The 18,934-nt window shown below is 32.3% G+C and carries 17 protein-coding genes; 13 read left to right on the forward strand and 4 right to left on the reverse strand.

The features are described 5' to 3' along the window. Positions 1-81: 81 nt before the first annotated feature. Positions 82-555: a CBS domain-containing protein gene (locus tag ACSSV5_RS00435; RefSeq protein WP_454244338.1), complete on the forward strand. Its 474-nt coding sequence runs from the start codon at positions 82-84 to the stop codon at positions 553-555. A 237-nt stretch (positions 556-792) separates the two neighbouring features. Further along, complete coding sequence (locus ACSSV5_RS00440) at positions 793-1,503, forward strand: YebC/PmpR family DNA-binding transcriptional regulator (protein ID WP_454244339.1); 711 nt, start codon at positions 793-795, stop codon at positions 1,501-1,503. A 36-nt stretch (positions 1,504-1,539) separates the two neighbouring features. Here the strand turns inward: ACSSV5_RS00440 and ACSSV5_RS00445 are convergent, their stop codons facing one another. The 4 genes from ACSSV5_RS00445 to corA form a co-directional block, all read right to left on the reverse strand. Continuing rightward, positions 1,540-2,175, reverse strand: a complete 636-nt coding sequence (locus ACSSV5_RS00445) for a lipocalin family protein (RefSeq protein WP_211065089.1) — start codon at positions 2,173-2,175, stop codon at positions 1,540-1,542. A 185-nt stretch (positions 2,176-2,360) separates the two neighbouring features. Continuing rightward, positions 2,361-4,538, reverse strand: coding sequence for a ribonuclease R (gene rnr, locus ACSSV5_RS00450; RefSeq protein WP_211066906.1), 2,178 nt, complete (start codon positions 4,536-4,538; stop codon positions 2,361-2,363). Between the two features lie 534 nt (positions 4,539-5,072). Further along, positions 5,073-5,948: a mechanosensitive ion channel family protein gene (locus ACSSV5_RS00455; RefSeq protein ID WP_454244340.1), complete on the reverse strand. Its 876-nt coding sequence runs from the start codon at positions 5,946-5,948 to the stop codon at positions 5,073-5,075. A gap of 47 nt (positions 5,949-5,995) precedes the next feature. Continuing rightward, positions 5,996-7,063 (reverse strand): magnesium/cobalt transporter CorA, encoded by a 1,068-nt coding sequence (corA, locus tag ACSSV5_RS00460; protein WP_454244341.1) that lies wholly within the window; start codon positions 7,061-7,063, stop codon positions 5,996-5,998. A 209-nt stretch (positions 7,064-7,272) separates the two neighbouring features. Here corA and ACSSV5_RS00465 point away from each other — a divergent pair, with 209 nt between their 5' ends. The 11 genes from ACSSV5_RS00465 (at position 7,273) to ACSSV5_RS00515 (ending at position 18,914) form a co-directional block, all read left to right on the forward strand. Further along, the gene (locus ACSSV5_RS00465) at positions 7,273-7,515 is read left to right on the forward strand and encodes a putative signal transducing protein (RefSeq protein ID WP_211065094.1); all 243 of its coding nucleotides are present in this window, start codon (positions 7,273-7,275) and stop codon (positions 7,513-7,515) included. A 745-nt stretch (positions 7,516-8,260) separates the two neighbouring features. Next, complete coding sequence (locus tag ACSSV5_RS00470; protein WP_211065095.1) at positions 8,261-8,692, forward strand: DUF4168 domain-containing protein; 432 nt, start codon at positions 8,261-8,263, stop codon at positions 8,690-8,692. Between the two features lie 71 nt (positions 8,693-8,763). Further along, on the forward strand, positions 8,764-9,195 hold the full coding sequence (gene rpiB, locus ACSSV5_RS00475; RefSeq protein ID WP_211065096.1) for a ribose 5-phosphate isomerase B: 432 nt from the start codon (positions 8,764-8,766) through the stop codon (positions 9,193-9,195). Positions 9,196-9,203: 8 nt separating this feature from the next. Further along, entirely contained in the window at positions 9,204-10,106 is a 903-nt protein-coding gene (locus tag ACSSV5_RS00480; RefSeq protein ID WP_211065097.1) for a cation diffusion facilitator family transporter, read from the forward strand. A 3-nt stretch (positions 10,107-10,109) separates the two neighbouring features. Further along, a complete protein-coding gene (locus ACSSV5_RS00485; protein WP_454244342.1) occupies positions 10,110-10,562 on the forward strand; it encodes a GNAT family N-acetyltransferase in 453 nt (150 codons plus the stop codon). A 244-nt stretch (positions 10,563-10,806) separates the two neighbouring features. Further along, the gene (locus ACSSV5_RS00490; RefSeq protein WP_211065099.1) at positions 10,807-11,391 is read left to right on the forward strand and encodes a hypothetical protein; all 585 of its coding nucleotides are present in this window, start codon (positions 10,807-10,809) and stop codon (positions 11,389-11,391) included. 183 nt (positions 11,392-11,574) lie between these two features. After that, positions 11,575-15,024, forward strand: coding sequence for a DUF4175 family protein (locus tag ACSSV5_RS00495; RefSeq protein WP_454244343.1), 3,450 nt, complete (start codon positions 11,575-11,577; stop codon positions 15,022-15,024). Beyond that, entirely contained in the window at positions 15,002-15,439 is a 438-nt protein-coding gene (gene ybeY, locus ACSSV5_RS00500; RefSeq protein ID WP_454244344.1) for an rRNA maturation RNase YbeY, read from the forward strand. Before ACSSV5_RS00495 ends, ybeY begins: the two co-directional genes overlap by 23 nt. Positions 15,440-15,443: 4 nt before the next feature. After that, positions 15,444-17,315, forward strand: a complete 1,872-nt coding sequence (gene mnmG, locus ACSSV5_RS00505) for a tRNA uridine-5-carboxymethylaminomethyl(34) synthesis enzyme MnmG (protein WP_454244345.1) — start codon at positions 15,444-15,446, stop codon at positions 17,313-17,315. Positions 17,316-17,337: 22 nt separating this feature from the next. After that, positions 17,338-18,171: a class I SAM-dependent methyltransferase gene (locus ACSSV5_RS00510; protein WP_454244346.1), complete on the forward strand. Its 834-nt coding sequence runs from the start codon at positions 17,338-17,340 to the stop codon at positions 18,169-18,171. A 170-nt stretch (positions 18,172-18,341) separates the two neighbouring features. Next, positions 18,342-18,914: an OmpH family outer membrane protein gene (locus ACSSV5_RS00515; protein WP_211065103.1), complete on the forward strand. Its 573-nt coding sequence runs from the start codon at positions 18,342-18,344 to the stop codon at positions 18,912-18,914. The last annotated feature ends 20 nt before the right edge of the window (positions 18,915-18,934 follow it).

Here is an 18,934-nt window from a genome sequence, read left to right on the forward strand (position 1 = left end):
ATTGTTAAAATGAAATATATTTATCTATATATTTTAATAATTCATAAATATTTTGTTTATTTATTGTCAAATTAAAGTATTATGGGCATTAAGAGTTTTCAAGGTAATCACATTGGTGAAGTCAACGCCAAAGCAGAAAAGATAACGGTAAGAGATTGTATGTCAAAAAACATGATTCTTTTCACCAAGGATCAAAACGTGATAGAGGTTGTAGAAAAATTGATAAAACACCGTATTTCTGGCGGTCCTGTTGTGGATGAATATAGACATGTTATAGGCATAATTTCTGAAGGCGATTGTATCAAGCAAATTTCTGAAAGTCGTTATTACAATATGCCCATGGAAGATACAAGCATAGAAAAATATATGTCAACACAAGTTGATACTATGTCGCCAGATATCAATTTATTTGATGCTGCAAATCAGTTTTTAGTTTCCAAAAGACGACGTTTTCCTGTGGTTGAAAACAATAAAATTATAGGCATTGTCAGTCAAAAAGATATTTTAAGAACCGCTCTTTATCTCAAGGGCAGTAGTTGGAAATATGGGGTTTAATTTTACTTTGGCATAAAACAGATTATACTAATTGAGAAATTTATCATTCTATTTTATCTAACCTTCTTAGTCTTTTTCTAACAAGTTGATATTAAACCCAAATTATACATTAGAGCATAATCTTCCATAATAGCCGACGAAAACACAGTTTTGCTATGGTTTGTGAATAATTTGAGTTAAAAACAATATTTAGAATTATATTTGCCTAAGAATTATTCTCTCAAAAATTTTTAACATATGGGAAGAGCTTTTGAGTTTAGAAAAGCTAGAAAAATGAAGCGTTGGGCAGCGATGAGCAAAGCCTTTACACGTATAGGCAAAGACATTGTAATGGCTGTAAAAGAAGGCGGTCCAGATCCAGACACCAACGCCAAACTACGAGCTGTTATCCAAAATGCCAAGTCGGTCAATATGCCTAAAGATAATATTGAACGGGCTATTAAACGGGCTTCAGACAAAAATCAAGGTGATTACAAAGAAGTGCTTTTTGAAGGTTACGCTCCGCACGGCATTGCTGTTCTGATAGAAACCGCTACCGATAACAACACGAGAACAGTAGCCAATATCCGTAGTTATTTTAATAAATGCGATGGTAATTTAGGCACTGCTGGTTCTGTGTCTTTTATGTTTGACCATACTTGCAATTTTAGAGTCAATGCTGATGGAGTTGACGTAGAAGAACTCGAATTAGAAATGATAGATTTTGGTGCAGAAGAAGTCTTTGAAGATGAAGACGGTATTTTAATTTACGCCCCTTTTGAAAGTTTTGGAGCCATACAATCCGAACTTGAATCCAGAAATATAGAAATTTTATCCTCAGGGTTTGAGCGTATTCCACAAGTCACAAAATCACTCTCTCCTGAACAAGTTGAAGATGTTGAAAAGCTTTTAGAAAAAATTGAAGAGGACGATGATGTGCAGAATGTATATCATACGATGGAAGAGTAAATTTTTATTACAATCAAATCAATTTACAAATGTTAATCATTCTACTTTAGTAAAAATCATTTCACTATCAACAGAATTTTCAACATCGAAATTGAAATCAGGAAAATCTTCAAAGCCTGGTATACTACTAAAGTCTAAATCTAATAATTCATCAAAACCAGGTAAAGTTTCGTTTTGACTCATTGTCATTTGTTGAGAATTAAAAGACGTGATAGTAGATTGTGTTTCCCCATTACTGTTAGTTAATGTTAATACACCATTACTGATTGACCACGTACCAGATTCTGGTACAAAGCTATCTTGAATTTCCTCTGTTTGTGGTGGAAGTCCTTCTTGAGTCACAGTTAAGTTATAAGTCGCAGTACCAGAAGTTATATAATCACCATTTTCTTCAAAAACAATAGTTAAGTCACCCTCAACATAATTTCCCTCAGTTGTCTGGTTAAAAGGTATAGTTTGACCATCAAAGGTTACATTACCAGTTTGAGATACTGAAAAGTTGTGGCTTGTCATCATCCATTCTCCAGTCAATTCATTTTCTTCAACATTAACTCCTTCTAAAGGGATATTTTCGTTTAATTCAAAATCTTCTGGAAGCGGTTCATCGTCACAAGCTGTAAAGCTGAAAACGAATAATATTAATAATCCACAAATCTTTATTGTATTTGACATATCTTAAAATTTTTAGCAAGTTAATAAAAAAGAAACTCTACTAAAAAAAATATTTTTATGTAAAGTTTAGTTTTAACAATTAAGCTGAGTATTTTGTTTAAAACAGATATTGTGGAGATGTTTATTGATGAAGAGTGATTTATCTTATTCAATTAAAACTAAATCACTATGCACTAATTTATGGTTTAAACCATCTCAAAATCTAAATTCCGTTTTATTAAATCGGCTTTTTTGACTTTCACGTCTATTTCATCACCAAGGCGGTAGCTTTGACCTGTTTTTTTACCTACCACTTCGTAGGTTTCGGGGTCAAAGGTGTAGTAATCGCCTGGTAAGTCTTTAAGGCGAATCATGCCTTCGCATTTATTCTCGATAAGTTCGACAAAAATACCGAAGTCTGTGACGCCAGAAATCACGCCTGTAAAAATTTCGCCTTCGTGTTTTTGCATAAATTTGACTTGCATAAACTTGATAGAGTCACGCTCAGCGTTGGTCGATAAATTTTCCATCGCACTGCAGTGCTTACATTTGTCTTCGTAAAGGGCTTCGCTTTGGCTGGATTTGCCATCGAGGTAATGTTGCAGTAAACGATGTGCCATCACGTCAGGATAACGGCGAATAGGCGAAGTAAAGTGAGAATAATAAGGAAACGCCAAACCGTAATGACCAATGTTTTGCGTAGAATAATATGCCTTACTCATACTGCGAATAGCCAAGGTATCTACCAAATTTTGTTCGTTTTTGCCTTCTACATCTTTCAAGAGTTTATTGATAGACTGACTCAACGATTTTGGGTTTTTATAATTTAATTTATACCCAAACTGGCTGATGATTTTATCCAAAGCTTCAAGTCTATCTTCGCTTGGTTCAGCGTGACAGCGGTAAACAAAGGTTTTTGGTGGTTTCTGTTTTCCTATAAATTCAGATACTTTTTTGTTGGCCAAAAGCATAAACTCTTCTATGAGTTTGTTGGCTTCTTTTGAGGTTTTAAAATAAACGCTTTCTGGTTCATTATCGTCGCTTAGGTTGAAATTAACTTCTACTTTATCAAAAGAAATTGCCCCTTTTTGAAAGCGCTGATTCCGCATTTGTTCAGCTAAGGTGTTTAGTTTTAGGATGGCTTCTTTTATGTCTTCTGAAACTTCATAGGATTTTCCAGTCAAAGACACGGATTGATCAACTGTAGTATCTTGGGTATCTAAAATATATTGGGCTTCTTCGTAGGCTAATCTTTGGTCGGAATGCGTGACTGTTCTTCCAAACCATTGTTGAATAACTTGTCCGTTATTGCCTAATTCAAAAACGGCTGAAAAGGTTAATTTGTCTTCATTTGGTCTTAATGAACAAGCATCGTTTGATAATATTTCAGGTAACATCGGCACAACGCGGTCAACCAAATAAATGGAAGTTGCACGGTTGTAAGCTTCTTCATCAAGAATGGTATCAGGTTGTAGATAATGCGACACATCAGCAATGTGAATACCAACTTCGTAATTGCCGTTTTTTAAGGTTCTAAAACTCAACGCATCGTCAAAATCTTTGGCAGTGGCGGGATCTATGGTAAAGGTTAAAACCTCTCGCATATCTCGACGCGATTTTATGTCTTTTGGTGTAATGTTAGTATCGAGTTGATTGGCAAAATTTTCAACTTCTTTCGGAAATGCTTCTGGCAAATCATATTGTGCCAGAATAGCGTGCATTTCAGTGTTGTGGTCGCCTGGCGTGCCGAGAACTTCAAGCACTTTTCCGTTTGGGGAATCTTTGTTGTCTTGCCATTTGGTCATTTCTACAACAACTAATTCGCCATCTTTTGCGTTGTTGTAATCTGATTTGTCGATGAAAAAGTCTGTGTACATTTTAGGGTCTTGCACAATGACAAATGCAAAACGTTCGTTGATTTCTATTTTACCGACAAATTTGGTTTTGAAGCGTTCAATAATTTTAGTGATTTCACCTTCAGATTTTCTACCGTGTGGCTTAAGGTTGGCGACATAAACTTCTACTATGTCTTTGTGAAAAGCGGTGTTGAGTTTTTTGGCTGGTACGTAAATATCAGTTTCTAAATCTTCAACTTTTATGTAGGCATCACCACGATTGGTCATATCGACAACACCTTCAAAAACATTTGAAGTATCGTTAAATTGAAATTGACCAGATTGGGTTTGCACTAATTTTTTCTTTGCCGTCAATTCACCTAAAGTCCTGATAATTCTATTTCGGGTTTTGGTGTCTTTGGCGTTGAGTTTTTCAGCAATTTGTGGAAATTTAAATCCTTTAGTAGGTTGTTTTCTAAGGATATTAAGGATTTTTTGAGAGAATTTTTCCGAAGGTTTATTGCTTTTGTGGTGTTTTTGTTTTTGCATAAAAATATTAAAATCGGTCAAATTTACGTTTTATAAACTAAGAAATTATAAATATGTGTGTAATAATTTGTTAAGAGCTACAAATGTTGTTTTATTTTCTTAACGATTTGGTAAACTTTGAACACTCAAAATATTTGTCAAACACTTAAATAAATGTTAAATTTGTAATCTAAATAACTTCTATTTTATGTCTAAATCTCTAAAAATAATCTTGTGGTTTGTCTCAATTTTTATTGTTGGGGTAATTGCGACTTGGATTTACTTAGAGATTTTGATTGAGCAGTCGCTTTAGTTTTCTGTTGTGTATAAGTTAGAGTGCTTGGTTCATATCGCTCAATTTAATTAACGTGAGTTTGATATAAATTCATATAAAATACAGATATTTAATCATTTGTCATATCGATAGAGCGAAGCATGAGCGACGAGACATCTCAGTAGGGTGAGATTTCTCCTTATTCTTCGTTCGAAATGACAAAATTTGCTTACAAAATATGTAATCATCTGATTTACAGACTTCAATAAATCAAACTTACGTTAATTATCTTCAATTAGAATTTTATTCTGTCTATACATTTTATGTTCAATAACCTGAGAAGGCATTTCTATGTTGTTTTCATCTAAAATAGTTTTGATGTCTGTTATCACTTTACTCCTGATGCTATGACCTAAATATTCATCGGGTAAATTTTTAACTGAGAGAATATTTATCCAAAAGAAAACTTGAATATCTGTTGTGTATTCTCCTAATTCTTGAACAACTACATTATGCTCTGGATTTTTTAAAATATTTTTATTTGTTTTTAGGTAATCTAAAATGAGTTTTCTCGTTTTTTCAATATCGCATTCTGGTGCAATACCTATCATAAAATTAATTCTTAACAACCCATCTTTTGTGTAATTGGTAAGTGTGTTTTTTATGATTGTTGAATTGGGAATGTAAATGTCTTTTCCTTCTGGATTTCTGATATGTGTGAGTCTTAAATCAAGGGCTTTTACCGTGCCTTTGTCACCTTGAATTTCGATGATATCACCAATTTCAAAAGGTCTTTTTAAAGCTAAGATAATTCCTGACAAAAAATTTTCTCCAATATCTTTAAAAGCAAAACCTATCACGATAGCACTCACGCCTGCTCCAGCAAATAATGTGTTTGCTATGCCTGTAAAACCTAAAAAATTTAAAGCTATTACGACCCCAAAAAGATAGAATGTCCATTTTATTATTTGTGCTAAAAAACTTGAAATTATACTGTCCTTCCATTTTTTATTTGTGGCTTTCTCAATTATTTTAAAAACGACTTTTCCTGCTATAATTGCTATAATTAAAACCACTATTGCACTTATTATATTTGGTAATAGAAGGCTTATTTTATAGAAAAAATCACTAAATATGTCTTGAAAATCTATGTTCATTAATCGATGGATTTAAAATGTGTTTATAAAAATTGATGTTGCTTAATTTAAAGCCATTTTTTCTTTTTAAAAAATAAAAGCATACCTATGACAATAACTATCATTATGAACCACATTATAAAATAGCTATATTTATATGAAAGCTCAGGGATATTTTCAAAGTTAGTGCCGTATATACCTGCTATAAAGGTTAAAGGAATAAAAATGACTGAAAACACCGTGAGAAATTTCATGATATCATTCAGTTTACTGCTGATTGTGGTGTGATAGATGTTTAGCTGGTCTGACAGAATTTCTCGGTAATTGTCCGAAGCATCGTTGGCTTGACTAATATTATCTTCAAGTTCTTTAAAATGAACATAAGTGCTTTCTGAGATAAAGTCAGAATCGGTTTTAGCTAATGAAAAAATCATTTCTTTAGCAGGTTTGATGCTTTTTCTTAAAAAATTTAATTCTCTTTTATAATTGTTGATTTCGTTAACAACATCTTGATTAGGGTCGATTAAAAGATTTTCTTCTAAGGTTTCAATTTTTTCGCCTAAAATACCAATTACATATAGGTAATTATCAATAACAATATCTAATAAAGCATAGGTTAAATAATCGATGCCACCATTGCGAATTCGTTTTTTTTGCTTTCTTATCCGTTCTCTTACAGGTTCAAACACATCGCCTTTTTGCTCTTGAAATGAAATTAAAACGGTTTTGGTGAGAATCAAACTCAAGTTTTCTACAATAATTCTATTGCTGGTCTCATTCAGTCTTAACATCTTGATTGTTATCAAGGTGCAGTTATCATATTCAACAATTCTCGGTCTGGCATCTGTATTTAAAACTTCTGCCATCACTAAGGTATCAAAGTTGAATGATGTTGAAATTTCTTGCATTATTGAAGTATTGTGCAAGCCATCAATGTTTAGCCAAGTGATGGTGTCTTGTTTTTGAAATTCAGAGATTTCCTTAACCGATTTCAGATTGTTTTCTATTAAATTTTCAGGATCAAAATCAATAAGCCTAAGCAAAACATCTTCTTGTTTTTTTTGACCCCTAAATATGAGTGCATCAGGTGATAGACCAATTTCGCTTTTGTTTCTCTTTTTTAAAATTCTGTTCATTGTTTTATAAATTTCAACTAACTGTTCAATAAAAATAGTTTTAGTTAAAATTAGTATTTATTTTTTGATAAACATAAGTAATGGTTATTTTTAAATCATAATTTAGATGAAGCTATTGCGTTGTAAAAGTGTAATTAGCTTAAATTTGATCATCTATTTTATAGTATTTTTACAAATAACACTAAAAAGTAATATTTAAATAAAATATTTTGCAAACCTATACCACAATAGCACGTTTTTCTTACACTTTTGAATATGTAATTCTAAAGCTTTTATTAGACAAAGCTGACATTCGGTATTTTTTTAAAAATGAACAATTTGCCAGTATTATGCCTATGAATGCAATTGGTAACAATGGAATTTTACTGATGGTTCATCAAGCTGACGAAGTTGAAGCCAAGCAAATTTTAAAAGATTTTAAAGCCTCAGATTCGCCTTTGAAGTTGGTTTGACAACCGTTCAACTGTCTGACTTTCGATAATATTAAATTTCATATTGTGGTTATTTTTTTCAATAGAAAATCTAAAAAAATGACAATGAAGTTATCAACACTATATACCATATCATTTATTTTATTTAAAAATTTTAAAACAAAATGATGCTTATTATGGTGTGTTAATAAGCGTTATAACTTTTTGAAGTAAAAGTTGATTTTTAAGTTCTTAAAATTTCATTTATGGTTATCAACATCTTTTTGAATTTTAAAGTTTTGAATTTCAATTTGTATTCAATTTTATCAACATCTGTTTATAACTTCAGTTTTTAATAAAAAGGAATTTTCATCTCCTAAATTTTATGTTTATAAAGTTGTTTTTTGTGCTGATAAATTTGTTTTAAAAAATGAATAAAAAATTTGCTTACTAAATTGGTTTATCTATCTGAATATTTTTTCCTAAAAAACAAATCTATTTTTCATTTTCTGCTTAAAACATATCAACAGAATTGTTAATTACTTAAATACTGAAAATCAAATATTTACAAAATTTAATTAACAATGCCTTAACTTTAGGTTAACATTAAGAGAAACAGTATTTTAGGTCAATATCATTAAAAATATTACTCTTTGATTGCACTTTTTTTACTAAATAAATCATTTCTATAAATCTAAACTTATAAGTCTTTGTTAAAACCTAATTGAGTTTGTGAGTTCTTTTCAACTTTTCTTTTATTTGAAAATTAATTTTAAAAAATAGATTCATGTTAAAAACAATCACAAGTTTAATTTTGTGCTTTACCACAACAGTGTTCGTTGCACAAAATCAAGACATTTCAGACCAAGAACTGAAACAATTTGCAGATGCATTTCAGCAAGTGAGAATGTTGAACCAATCTTCACAACAGAAAATGATAAAAGCTGTTCAAGATGAAGATTTAACCGTAGAACGTTTTAATCTCATCAACCAAGCGGAGCAAAATCCAAACAAAAAAGTTGAAGCTACAGATGATGAGCTTAAAAAATATAAATTAGCTATGCAATCAGTTGAAGCTATTCAAACTGAAGTTCAGAAGCAATTAGAGACTAAAATTCAAGACGCGGGTTTAACACTTGAGCGTTTTCAAAAGATTTCAGCTTTACTTCAAAATAATAAAGAACTACAACAACGCCTTACTTCTTTAATGCAAGGTTAATTCCTTTATATATTTTCTAATTATCAATAAGAGATTTGCAGAGTTTATGTAATTTTGTTTAAAATTATATTATGCAAATCTCAATTGGTAATGACCACGCTGGAACCGAGTATAAACAAGCCATTATTAAGCATTTAGAAGAAAATGGTCATCAAATTATCAATCACGGCACAGATCAAGAAGATGCTGTAGATTATCCAGATTTTGTACATCCTGTTGCTGAAGATGTTGAAAACCAAAAAGCTCAATTTGGCATTGTTATTTGTGGCAGTGGCAACGGTGCTAACATGACGGCCAACAAACATCAAGGTGTGCGTTCCGCTTTATGTTGGAATAATGAAATTGTAGCCTTAGCTAGACAGCATAATAATGCAAATATATTAAGCATTCCTGCAAGATTTGTGTCACTTCAACAAGCCATCAAATTTGTAGATATTTTTCTCGATACTCCATTTGATGGCGGTCGTCACCAAAGACGAGTTGAAAAAATAGCTTGTTTATAAATTAGAATTTGGATCATTTTCACAATCATATTAAAAATTCGCATTCCAGAAAAATTCTGATTACCATCTTTCTCAATATTGGGATTACCGTGGCACAAGTCATTGGTGGTTTAATTAGTGGTAGTTTAGCCTTACTTTCTGATGCTTTACACAACTTTACTGATGTTGTTTCCTTAATCATCAGCTATATTGCTTCTGTATTTGCGTCAAAAGACGCTTCTACACAACGCACTTTTGGATATAAACGTGCCGAAATTTTAGCGGCATTTGTTAATGCCGCTACTTTAGTGGTAATAGCTATTATATTAATTATAGAAGCAATTGAGCGTTTTTTTTCACCACAAGAGATCGAATCTGATTTAGTTATTATCTTATCCTTAGTTGCTATACTAGGCAATGGCTTTAGTGTGTTATTGCTTAAAAAAGAAAGCGGTAAAAATATGAATATGCGTTCGGCATATCTGCATTTGTTGACCGATATGTTGGCCTCAGTTGCTGTTTTGATAGGCGGTTTGCTAATGAAATATTATGAATTTTTTTGGATTGACAGTTTACTTACCTTAGCAATTGCCATTTATCTTATTGTCGTGAGTATAGATTTACTCGTAAAATCTTATAGGGTCTTGATGTTGTTTACTCCAAAAGAAACTGATGTTGAAGAAATTGTTGAGCACGTCAATAAGATTCAAGGCGTGGCTTTACTTCATCACGTTCACGTATGGCAACTCAATGAAGATGAAGTTCATCTCGAAGCTCATTTAGATTTTGAAAACAATTTAAAAATCTCTGAATTTGATCATATTTTAATTGAAATAGAAGATTTACTCAATTCCAAATACAATATCAATCACGTGACTATTCAACCTGAATATAATAAACCCGACCCAAAAGACATTATTGTCCAAGATTAAGTTATGATATTTCAAACTTCCAGCTTTTTAGAATTAAAAAAACAACAGCTTTATGACATTTTACAACTGCGTTCAGAAGTTTTTGTTGTTGAACAAGATTGTGTCTATCAAGATATTGACGGTTACGATCAAATAGCTACTCATGTTTTAGCTTATGATGAGAAAGCTTTAGTCGCCTATGCGAGAATTTTACCACCTAAAACCTATTTTGAAGAGTTAAGTATAGGGCGAATTATTGTTAAAGAAACACATCGTGGACAAGCTTTAGGCCATAAATTAATGACCTTTTGCATAGATTTTATTTCAACACAATTCAAGCCTCAAACCATAAAACTTTCAGCCCAAGAACATTTGAAATCATTCTATCAACAACACGGATTTCAACAACAAGGCGATGGCTATCTTGAAGATGGTATTCCCCATGTGGCGATGTATCGCCACGCAACCCTTAATTAAGACTTCACTATCACTCACCGCCCACCTAATTAAGACTTCACCCTATTAAGACTTCACTATCACTCACACCGCCCACCTAATTAAGACTTCACTATCACCACACTGTTTATAGTGAAGTCTTAATTATCCACAGCGTTGTCTTAATTAACAGGCAGTGATAGTGAAGTCTTAATTGTTGCTGATAGGAGTCTTAATTGTAAAAAAATATTATCTTAGCCCTGTAAATCAAGCATTTTAACTCAATATGCAATTTGAAAAAGGGCATTTATATCACATTTACAATCAAGGTAATAATAGGCGTCGCATTTTCTTTTCAAGACAAAATTATTATTACTTTGTCAAAAAACTTAAAATTTACGTTAAACCCTATGCAGATGTCTTAGCTTGGTGTTTGATGCCTAATCACTTTCATTTAATGGTTTATGTTAAACATCTTGAATTACTAAATTCACAACAAAAGTCAAGATCGTTTAATGATTCTATTGGCATTTTACTAAGGTCATATACCAGAGCTATTAATAAACAAGAAAACACTTCGGGTTCTTTATTCAGACAAGAAACCAAAGCCATTTGTATTACTTGTCACAAAGGATTAACACCAAACTCAGTGAATACGATTTATGGAAAAAGTTTAAATATCAAACATCCAAAATCTCAATATCCACAAATATGCTTTGATTATATTCATAACAATCCTTATAAAGCGGGCTTAGTCATAACCACAACTGATTGGGATTATTCTTCAGCTAAAGATTATTATGAAAATAGAAACGGAAGTTTAATCAATAAAGAATTAGCACTTGAGTATGTTAGGGTTTCTTCTGCTTAGGGTTTTCATTCATCGCTCCTAACTATATAGGGGTTCACTATCATCACAGCGTATTAGTGAACCCCTATATTAAAACCCTAAAAACCCTAAGCAGAAGAAACCCTTAAAAAGGTTAAACTTTAGCAACACCTTTTTCAAGCTTACCAAATAAATCTTACATTTGAGTTTCAAGAAACGATAGCAATGCAGAATTATAAAACCATAGAACAAAAAATCAATCAATATATACGCAAGTATTATATCAATGAATTGATAAAAGGTCTGATATTGTTCTTTTCTGCAACCTTGCTCTACTTTATCATCACAACCGCACTGGAATATGTATTATGGCTAAGTTCAACGGGGCGAGCGATTTTATTTTGGAGTTTTGTTTTGTTTTCATCGGTATTGTTTGCTAAATTTATTTTTTGGCCTATCGCCAAACTGATGCGTTGGTTTAAAGGCATTGACTATAGCGACGCTTCTAATCAAATCGGCAAACATTTTCCTGAAGTGAGTGATAAGCTGACCAACTTGCTTCAACTTAAAGCTCAAGGTGCACATGATGAGTTGGTTATTGCTGGTATAGAGCAAAAAGCTAAAGACTTAAAACCTGTTCCTTTTCAATTGGCAATCGACCTCACTTCAAATCTCAAGTATTTGAAATTCGCCATTATTCCTATAAGCATTATCATCATTGTGATTGCTTTTGGGAAAATCGATTTTTTTACTGATTCTTATAAACGTGTCGTGAATTACCAAACCTATTACGAACCGCCAGCACCGTTTTATTTTCAACTCAATAACTCAAGTCTAAAAGTAGAAGAAGGCGAAAGCTTAAAGCTTAAAGTTACAACCGCTGGAGAAGTTTTGCCCAATCAAGCTAAAATCAATATTAATAACCAATCTTATTTCTTAAAACCCATTGGCGATGGACAATTTGAATATCAATTCAATCAAATTAATGATGATCTAAATTTTAACTTTTCAGCCAACGGTATTAAGTCCAAAAACTACCAAATTGAGGTTATTAAAGTGCCTAAAATTTTAGACTTTAAAATGCTTTTAGATTATCCAAACTATACGCAAAACCAAAACAAAATCATTCAAGGTCAAGGCAGTGTCAATATTCCCGAAGGCACTAAAATAGAGTGGCAATTAAAAACACAAACTACAAACCACGTTAAGTTTTTAAGCGAATCTCAAATTGATACATTTCAAAATCAAAACAATCTTTTTCTATTCAATAAAAAAATCACTAAAAACTTAGATTACAGCATTTCAACTTCAAATCAAAACCTTAAAGATTACGAAATGCTTTCCTATAAAATCAAGGTCATCAAAGATCAATTTCCTAAAATTAGTGTTCAACAAAAAGCGGATTCTATCAGCCAAAAAACCTTTTATTACCAAGTTAATTTGACAGATGATTATGGCTTAAAACGCAGTCAATTAGTATATTACGAATCTGATAATCCTAAGGAGACGTTTAAAGTTGACATTCCTATAAAACCTTTAACTTACGAACAATTTTTCTATGTATTTCCAAATGAAAACCTTGATTTAAAAGAAGGAACATCGTATCAATATTACTTTCAAGTTTTTGATAATGATGCGGTTAACGGTTCAAAATCAAGTCAATCTCAGGTGTTTGGCTATCGCCAAAAAACCCAATCAGAAGTTGATGATGCTTTGCTGAACCAACAAAATCGAAGTTTAGATAGCTTAGATTCTGGTTTAGAAAATTTAAAGAAACAAAAGAAAGACCTCAAGGCTATTGAACAATTACAAAAAGAAAAACAAAAGTTCAACTATTCAGATAAACAGAAGATTTCAAACTTCATTGAACGCCAAAAGCAGCAACGCCAAATGATGAAAGAGTATATGAAATCTTTAGAAAAATCGCTTTCCGAATTTCAACCCGAACAAAACAATGAAGAAAAAAAGGCACTTCAAGAGCGGATTAAAAACAACGAAAAAATGCTTCAACAAAATGAAGATTTGTTGAAAGAATTAGAAAAATACCAAAATAAATTAGACAACGAACAGCTTAAAGAAAAACTCGATAAATTTTCAAAATCATCTAAAAAGCAGGAGAGAAGTTTAGAACAATTATTAGAACTAACCAAACGATATTACGTAGAGCAAAAAACTCAAAAACTCGCCGAAGACTTAAATAAATTGGCTGAAAAACAAGAAGAACTTTCAAAGCAAGAAAGCGACAAGGAAAGTGAAAAGCAAGAGCAACTCAACAAAGAATTTGATGATCTACAAAAACAACTTGACGAACTTGACAAAGAAAATGAAAAGTTGAAAACACCGATTTCCATTGAGCGAGATGAATTAGCTGAAAAACAGGTGGAACAAGCTCAAAAAGAAGCTCAAGACAATTTAGAGAAAAGCGAATCTGAGGAAAGCTCTCAAAGTCAAAAACAACAACAGCAACAAAAAGCCAATCAACAGCAGAAAAAAGCCAGCGAACAGATGCAACAAATGGCTCAACAAATGTCGCAATCTATGATGAGTATGTCTGCTCAACAACAAAGTGAAGACGCTGAAATGCTCAAGCAAATTTTAGATAATCTAATCACGTTTTCTAAAGAACAAGAAGCCTTGATGGATGACTTTAAAGCTATCAATGCTACCAATCCAAGTTTTGCCAAAAAATTACGACGTCAAGGTCAACTTCGAGAAAATTTTGAACATATAGATGATAGTTTGTTTGCTCTCGCTTTAAGAAACCCGATAATTTCAGAAAGTATTACGTCAAAACTTACTGATATTCAGTTTGATATAGAAAAATCTATAGAACGATTAGCCGAAACAGAGATGCGTCTTGGCACAACAAGCCAACAATACGTTATGGTTAACGCTAATGAATTAGCTAATATGCTTGATTTATCTTTAGATCAATTGCAAATGCAGATGCAAGGCTCAGGTCAAGGCCAATCAGGAAAAGGAAAACAAGGCGAATCGCAAGGGCAAGGTTTTCAGTTGTCTGATATTATTCAATCACACGAAGAATTGCAAAAGCAAATGAGTCAAAAAGGTCAAGGTCAAAAACTTGGTCAAAAACCTGGTCAAAATGGAAATCAAGGTCAACAGCAAGGCGGACAACAGCAAGGTGGTCAGCATTCAGGTCAACAAGGCCAAAATGCTAATGAGGGAAAAAGTGGAAATTCAAACCAACAAGGCAAAGGAGAAAACGGTCAACAACATGGTTTATCTGAAGAAATGAGTGCTGAGATATTTGAAATCTATAAACAACAACAAGACTTAAGAAATCAACTTGAAGACAAAATTAAAGAATTGGGTTTAGAATCTGAATCTCAAAACCTTGAACGCAGTCTTGACCAATTGGAAGAAGATATGTTGATGCAAGGTTTTTCATCTGATGTTTTAAAACAAATGCAAAATATCAAACATCAATTATTAAAATTAGAAAAGGCGGCTCAACAACAAGGTCAAGACAACAGACGCCAAGCTACTACCAATTATAAGGAGTATAAAAATAATGTCAATTCACAGCCTTTAGATAAAGCAAAAGAATATTTTGAAAGTTTTGAAATATTAAATCGCCAACAATTACCTTTGCAAAACAAATACAAAAACTTAATTAAAAAGTATTTTGATGAAAGCACAAATCAACTTTAATCATTTAGAAAAATTCAATCTCGCTTTAGATATTGAGGTTAAAAATTGGCTTTCAGATTTTATTTATAAAAAAGATTTTGTATATACTGAAATCAACTACAACTTTTATACTGATGATGAGTTGTTAAAAATCAATAATACCCATTTAAATCATAATTTTTATACAGATATCATCACTTTTGATAATACCATACAAAATGCCATATCAGCAGATATCGCCATCAGTATAGATAGAGTAAAAGAAAATGCAAATCAAAACAATGTAGATTTTGAAACCGAACTCAAACGTGTGATGGTTCACGGTATTTTACATTGTATGGGTTATAATGATAAAGACGAGAAACAAAAACAGATAATGCGTTCAGAAGAAGAAAAAGCACTTAATATGTTCCACGTGGAACATAAAAAATCTTGAAGAAATGTTTAATACGGAATATGATGTTATTGTTGTAGGAGCAGGACACGCTGGAAGTGAAGCCGCTGCGTCTGCTGCCAATATGGGTTGTTCTACTTTGTTGATCACGATGAATTTACAAAACATTGCTCAAATGTCTTGTAATCCAGCTATGGGCGGTATTGCTAAAGGCCAAATCATTCGTGAGATTGATGCATTAGGCGGTTATTCTGGAATTGTTTCTGATGAATCTGCCATACAATTCAAAATGCTTAACCGTTCTAAAGGACCAGCCATGTGGAGCCCAAGAGTGCAATCTGACCGTATGATGTTTTCACAGCGTTGGAGAGAATTACTTGAAGCTACACCAAATCTTGATTTTTATCAAGAAATGGTTTCTGGATTAATCGTTAATAACAATAAAATTCAAGGCGTTAAAACCTCTTTAGGACTTGAAATTAGGTCTAAAACTGTTGTCCTCACCAATGGAACATTTTTAAATGGCCTAATTCATATTGGAGATAAAAATTTTGGTGGCGGTAGAGCAGGTGAGCGAGCATCAACTGGAATCACAGCAGAGCTTGAAGAATTGGGTTTTGAAGCTGGTCGAATGAAAACAGGAACACCACCAAGAGTTGATGGTCGTTCTTTAGACTTTTCTAAAATGATTGAACAACCAGGAGACGACAATATTGGTAAATTTTCTTTCCTTAAAAATGTAAAAACCATCAACAAACAGCGTTCTTGTTATATGACCTATACTTCTCCTGAAGTTCACGATTTACTCAGAGAAGGTTTTGACCGTTCACCAATGTTTAATGGACGAATACAAAGCATAGGTCCAAGATATTGCCCAAGTATAGAAGATAAAATAGACCGTTTTGCCGATAAAGATCGTCATCAAATGTTTATTGAGCCCGAAGGTTGGACAACCATTGAATATTACGTGAATGGGTTTTCAACTTCTCTTCCTGAAGATGTGCAATACAAAGCTCTAAAATCAGTCAAAGGTTTTGAAAACGTCAAATTTTTCAGACCGGGTTATGCTATTGAATACGATTATTTTCCACCAACTCAACTACAACATTCTTTAGAAACCAAATTAGTTTCTGGACTGTATTTTGCTGGACAAATCAATGGCACAACGGGTTATGAAGAAGCAGGCTCGCAAGGTTTAATGGCTGGAATAAATGCGGCTCTTAAAGTCAAAGCTCAAGACCCGTTTATCCTTAGAAGAGACGAAGCTTATATCGGAGTTTTAATAGATGATTTAATCACTAAAGGCACTGAAGAACCCTACAGAATGTTCACTTCCCGTGCTGAATATAGAACGCTTTTACGTCAAGATAATGCTGATATCAGATTGACAGAGCGTTCCTATCGTCTTGGCTTAGCTTCGGAAGAAAGAATGAAACAAGTCGATAAAAAGATAGAAAAAACCAAAAAGTTTGTTCAGTTTTTTAAAGACACCAGCGTTACAACTTCTGAAATTAATCCGATTTTAGAATCAAAAGGTTCAAATCCTGTTGACCAACAAGGCAAATTGTTTAAAATTTTTGCCCGTCCAAATGTTACGCTTTCAGATTTAAAACAAATCAAAAAAGTTGATGCATTTATCAAAGTAAACAATCTTGATAAAGACGTGCAAGAACAAACCGAAATACAGATCAAATACGCAGGCTATATTGAAAAAGAAAAATTAAATGCCGATAAGCTACATCGTTTAGAAAACATCAAAATACCACAAAATTTTGATTATTCTCAGTTAAAATCGATGTCTTATGAAGCCAGAGAAAAATTGTCTCAAATACAACCTCAAAGTATTTCTCAAGCTTCTAGAGTTAGTGGCGTCAACCCAAGCGACATCTCAGTGTTATTAGTGCATTTAGGTCGATAAGTTCCACGTGGAACATTTTAGTATGAAAATCAAAGATTATTTTTTAAGTCAAGAAACTTTTGAAGTTAAACCTTCAAAACATAAGGGAATTCTTCAAACTTTTCCGCAACCTTCCAAAAAAGATTTACCTAAATATTACGATTCGCCCAAATATATTTCGCATCAAACTCAAGCCAAATCATTTAAAGATAAAATTTACCAAAAGGTCAAATCTTTTATGATTGATAAGAAAAAAAAGATGGTGTTAAAACATCATCAACAAGGAAATATTTTGGATATTGGTGCTGGAACAGGAGAATTTTTGGATGCTTTTGATCATTCACTTTGGACAAAATTTAGCATTGAACCTTCTAAAAAATTACAGTCAAATTTATCTAAAAAAGGAATCAACTTAGTAAATGATCTTGAGCAATTTGATGGCCAATCTTTTGAAGTCATTACATTATGGCATAGCCTTGAACATATTCCTGATCTTGAATTAACTGTCAAACAACTCAGAAGAATTTTAAAACCTAATGGCGTTTTATTTATAGCTGTACCAAATCACAAAAGCTATGATGCTCAATATTACGATAAATATTGGGCCGCTTGGGATGTGCCTCGGCATTTGTGGCATTTTTCTAAGTTAGGAATGACGTCTATTTTTTCTAAGCATAATTTTAATTGTATAAAAGATAAAGGAATGTTTTTTGATGCCTTTTATGTGTCTATGTTATCAACACAATATCAACCTAAGAGTAATTTATTAACTGCTTTTTGGGTTGCAAGTTTATCAAACTTAAAAGCTTGGTTCAACAAAGAGTATTCATCCATTATTTACGTTTTTAAACCATCATCAAACCTAAACGACATTTGATACATATTTTTTAAGAAGTGGCTTTAATCGCTTTAAAACAAATTTAATTTTAATAGTTTATGAATATTTAAAACTTTAATTTAATAAATAATATTTATAGTAAAAATTTTAGGTCAATCTTTTATTCTTATTTACATTCGCATTTACATTCGCACCAAAATAAATCAAATATGAAAAAATTAGCAATTCTATTCATTTTAAGTGTTGGCGTTTATAGTTGCCAACAAAACAAAACCGCTTACGTAAACAATACCAAAATAATGGAAGGTTTTGACAAACTTACCCAAACTGAAGAACAATTCACGCAAGAAGAAGAAGCTTTAAAAGCAAAAATCGATGCGATGGTTGCCGAAAGCGGTTATCAAGATTTGGTAAAAGAATACCAAAGTAAACAAGGTCAAATGTCTAAAACGGAAGAAGAAAAACTGTATAACAAAATTATGCAAATTCAACAGCGTTTAGGTCAGCAACAACAAATGAATAATCAGCAATTTCAACAACGCAAAAACGCTGAAATGGATTCATTAGTGACTTTGGTAAAAGATTTTATCAAAGATTATGGCAAAAAAAATGGCTATACTTATATCTATGGTGCCAACGAATCTGGTAATATTTTATATGGCAAAGAAGACTTAGACATCACAGAAAAAGTAATTAAAGCTTTAAATGAAAAATATAGCGTAAAAGAAGAAAGTTCAGATGAATCTGCCGAAGCTGAACCTAAAAATGATTCGGTTCAGTAAAGTTTAAAATTCACTTTATA

The sequence above is a fragment of the Psychroflexus sp. MBR-150 genome (genome assembly GCF_053628795.1).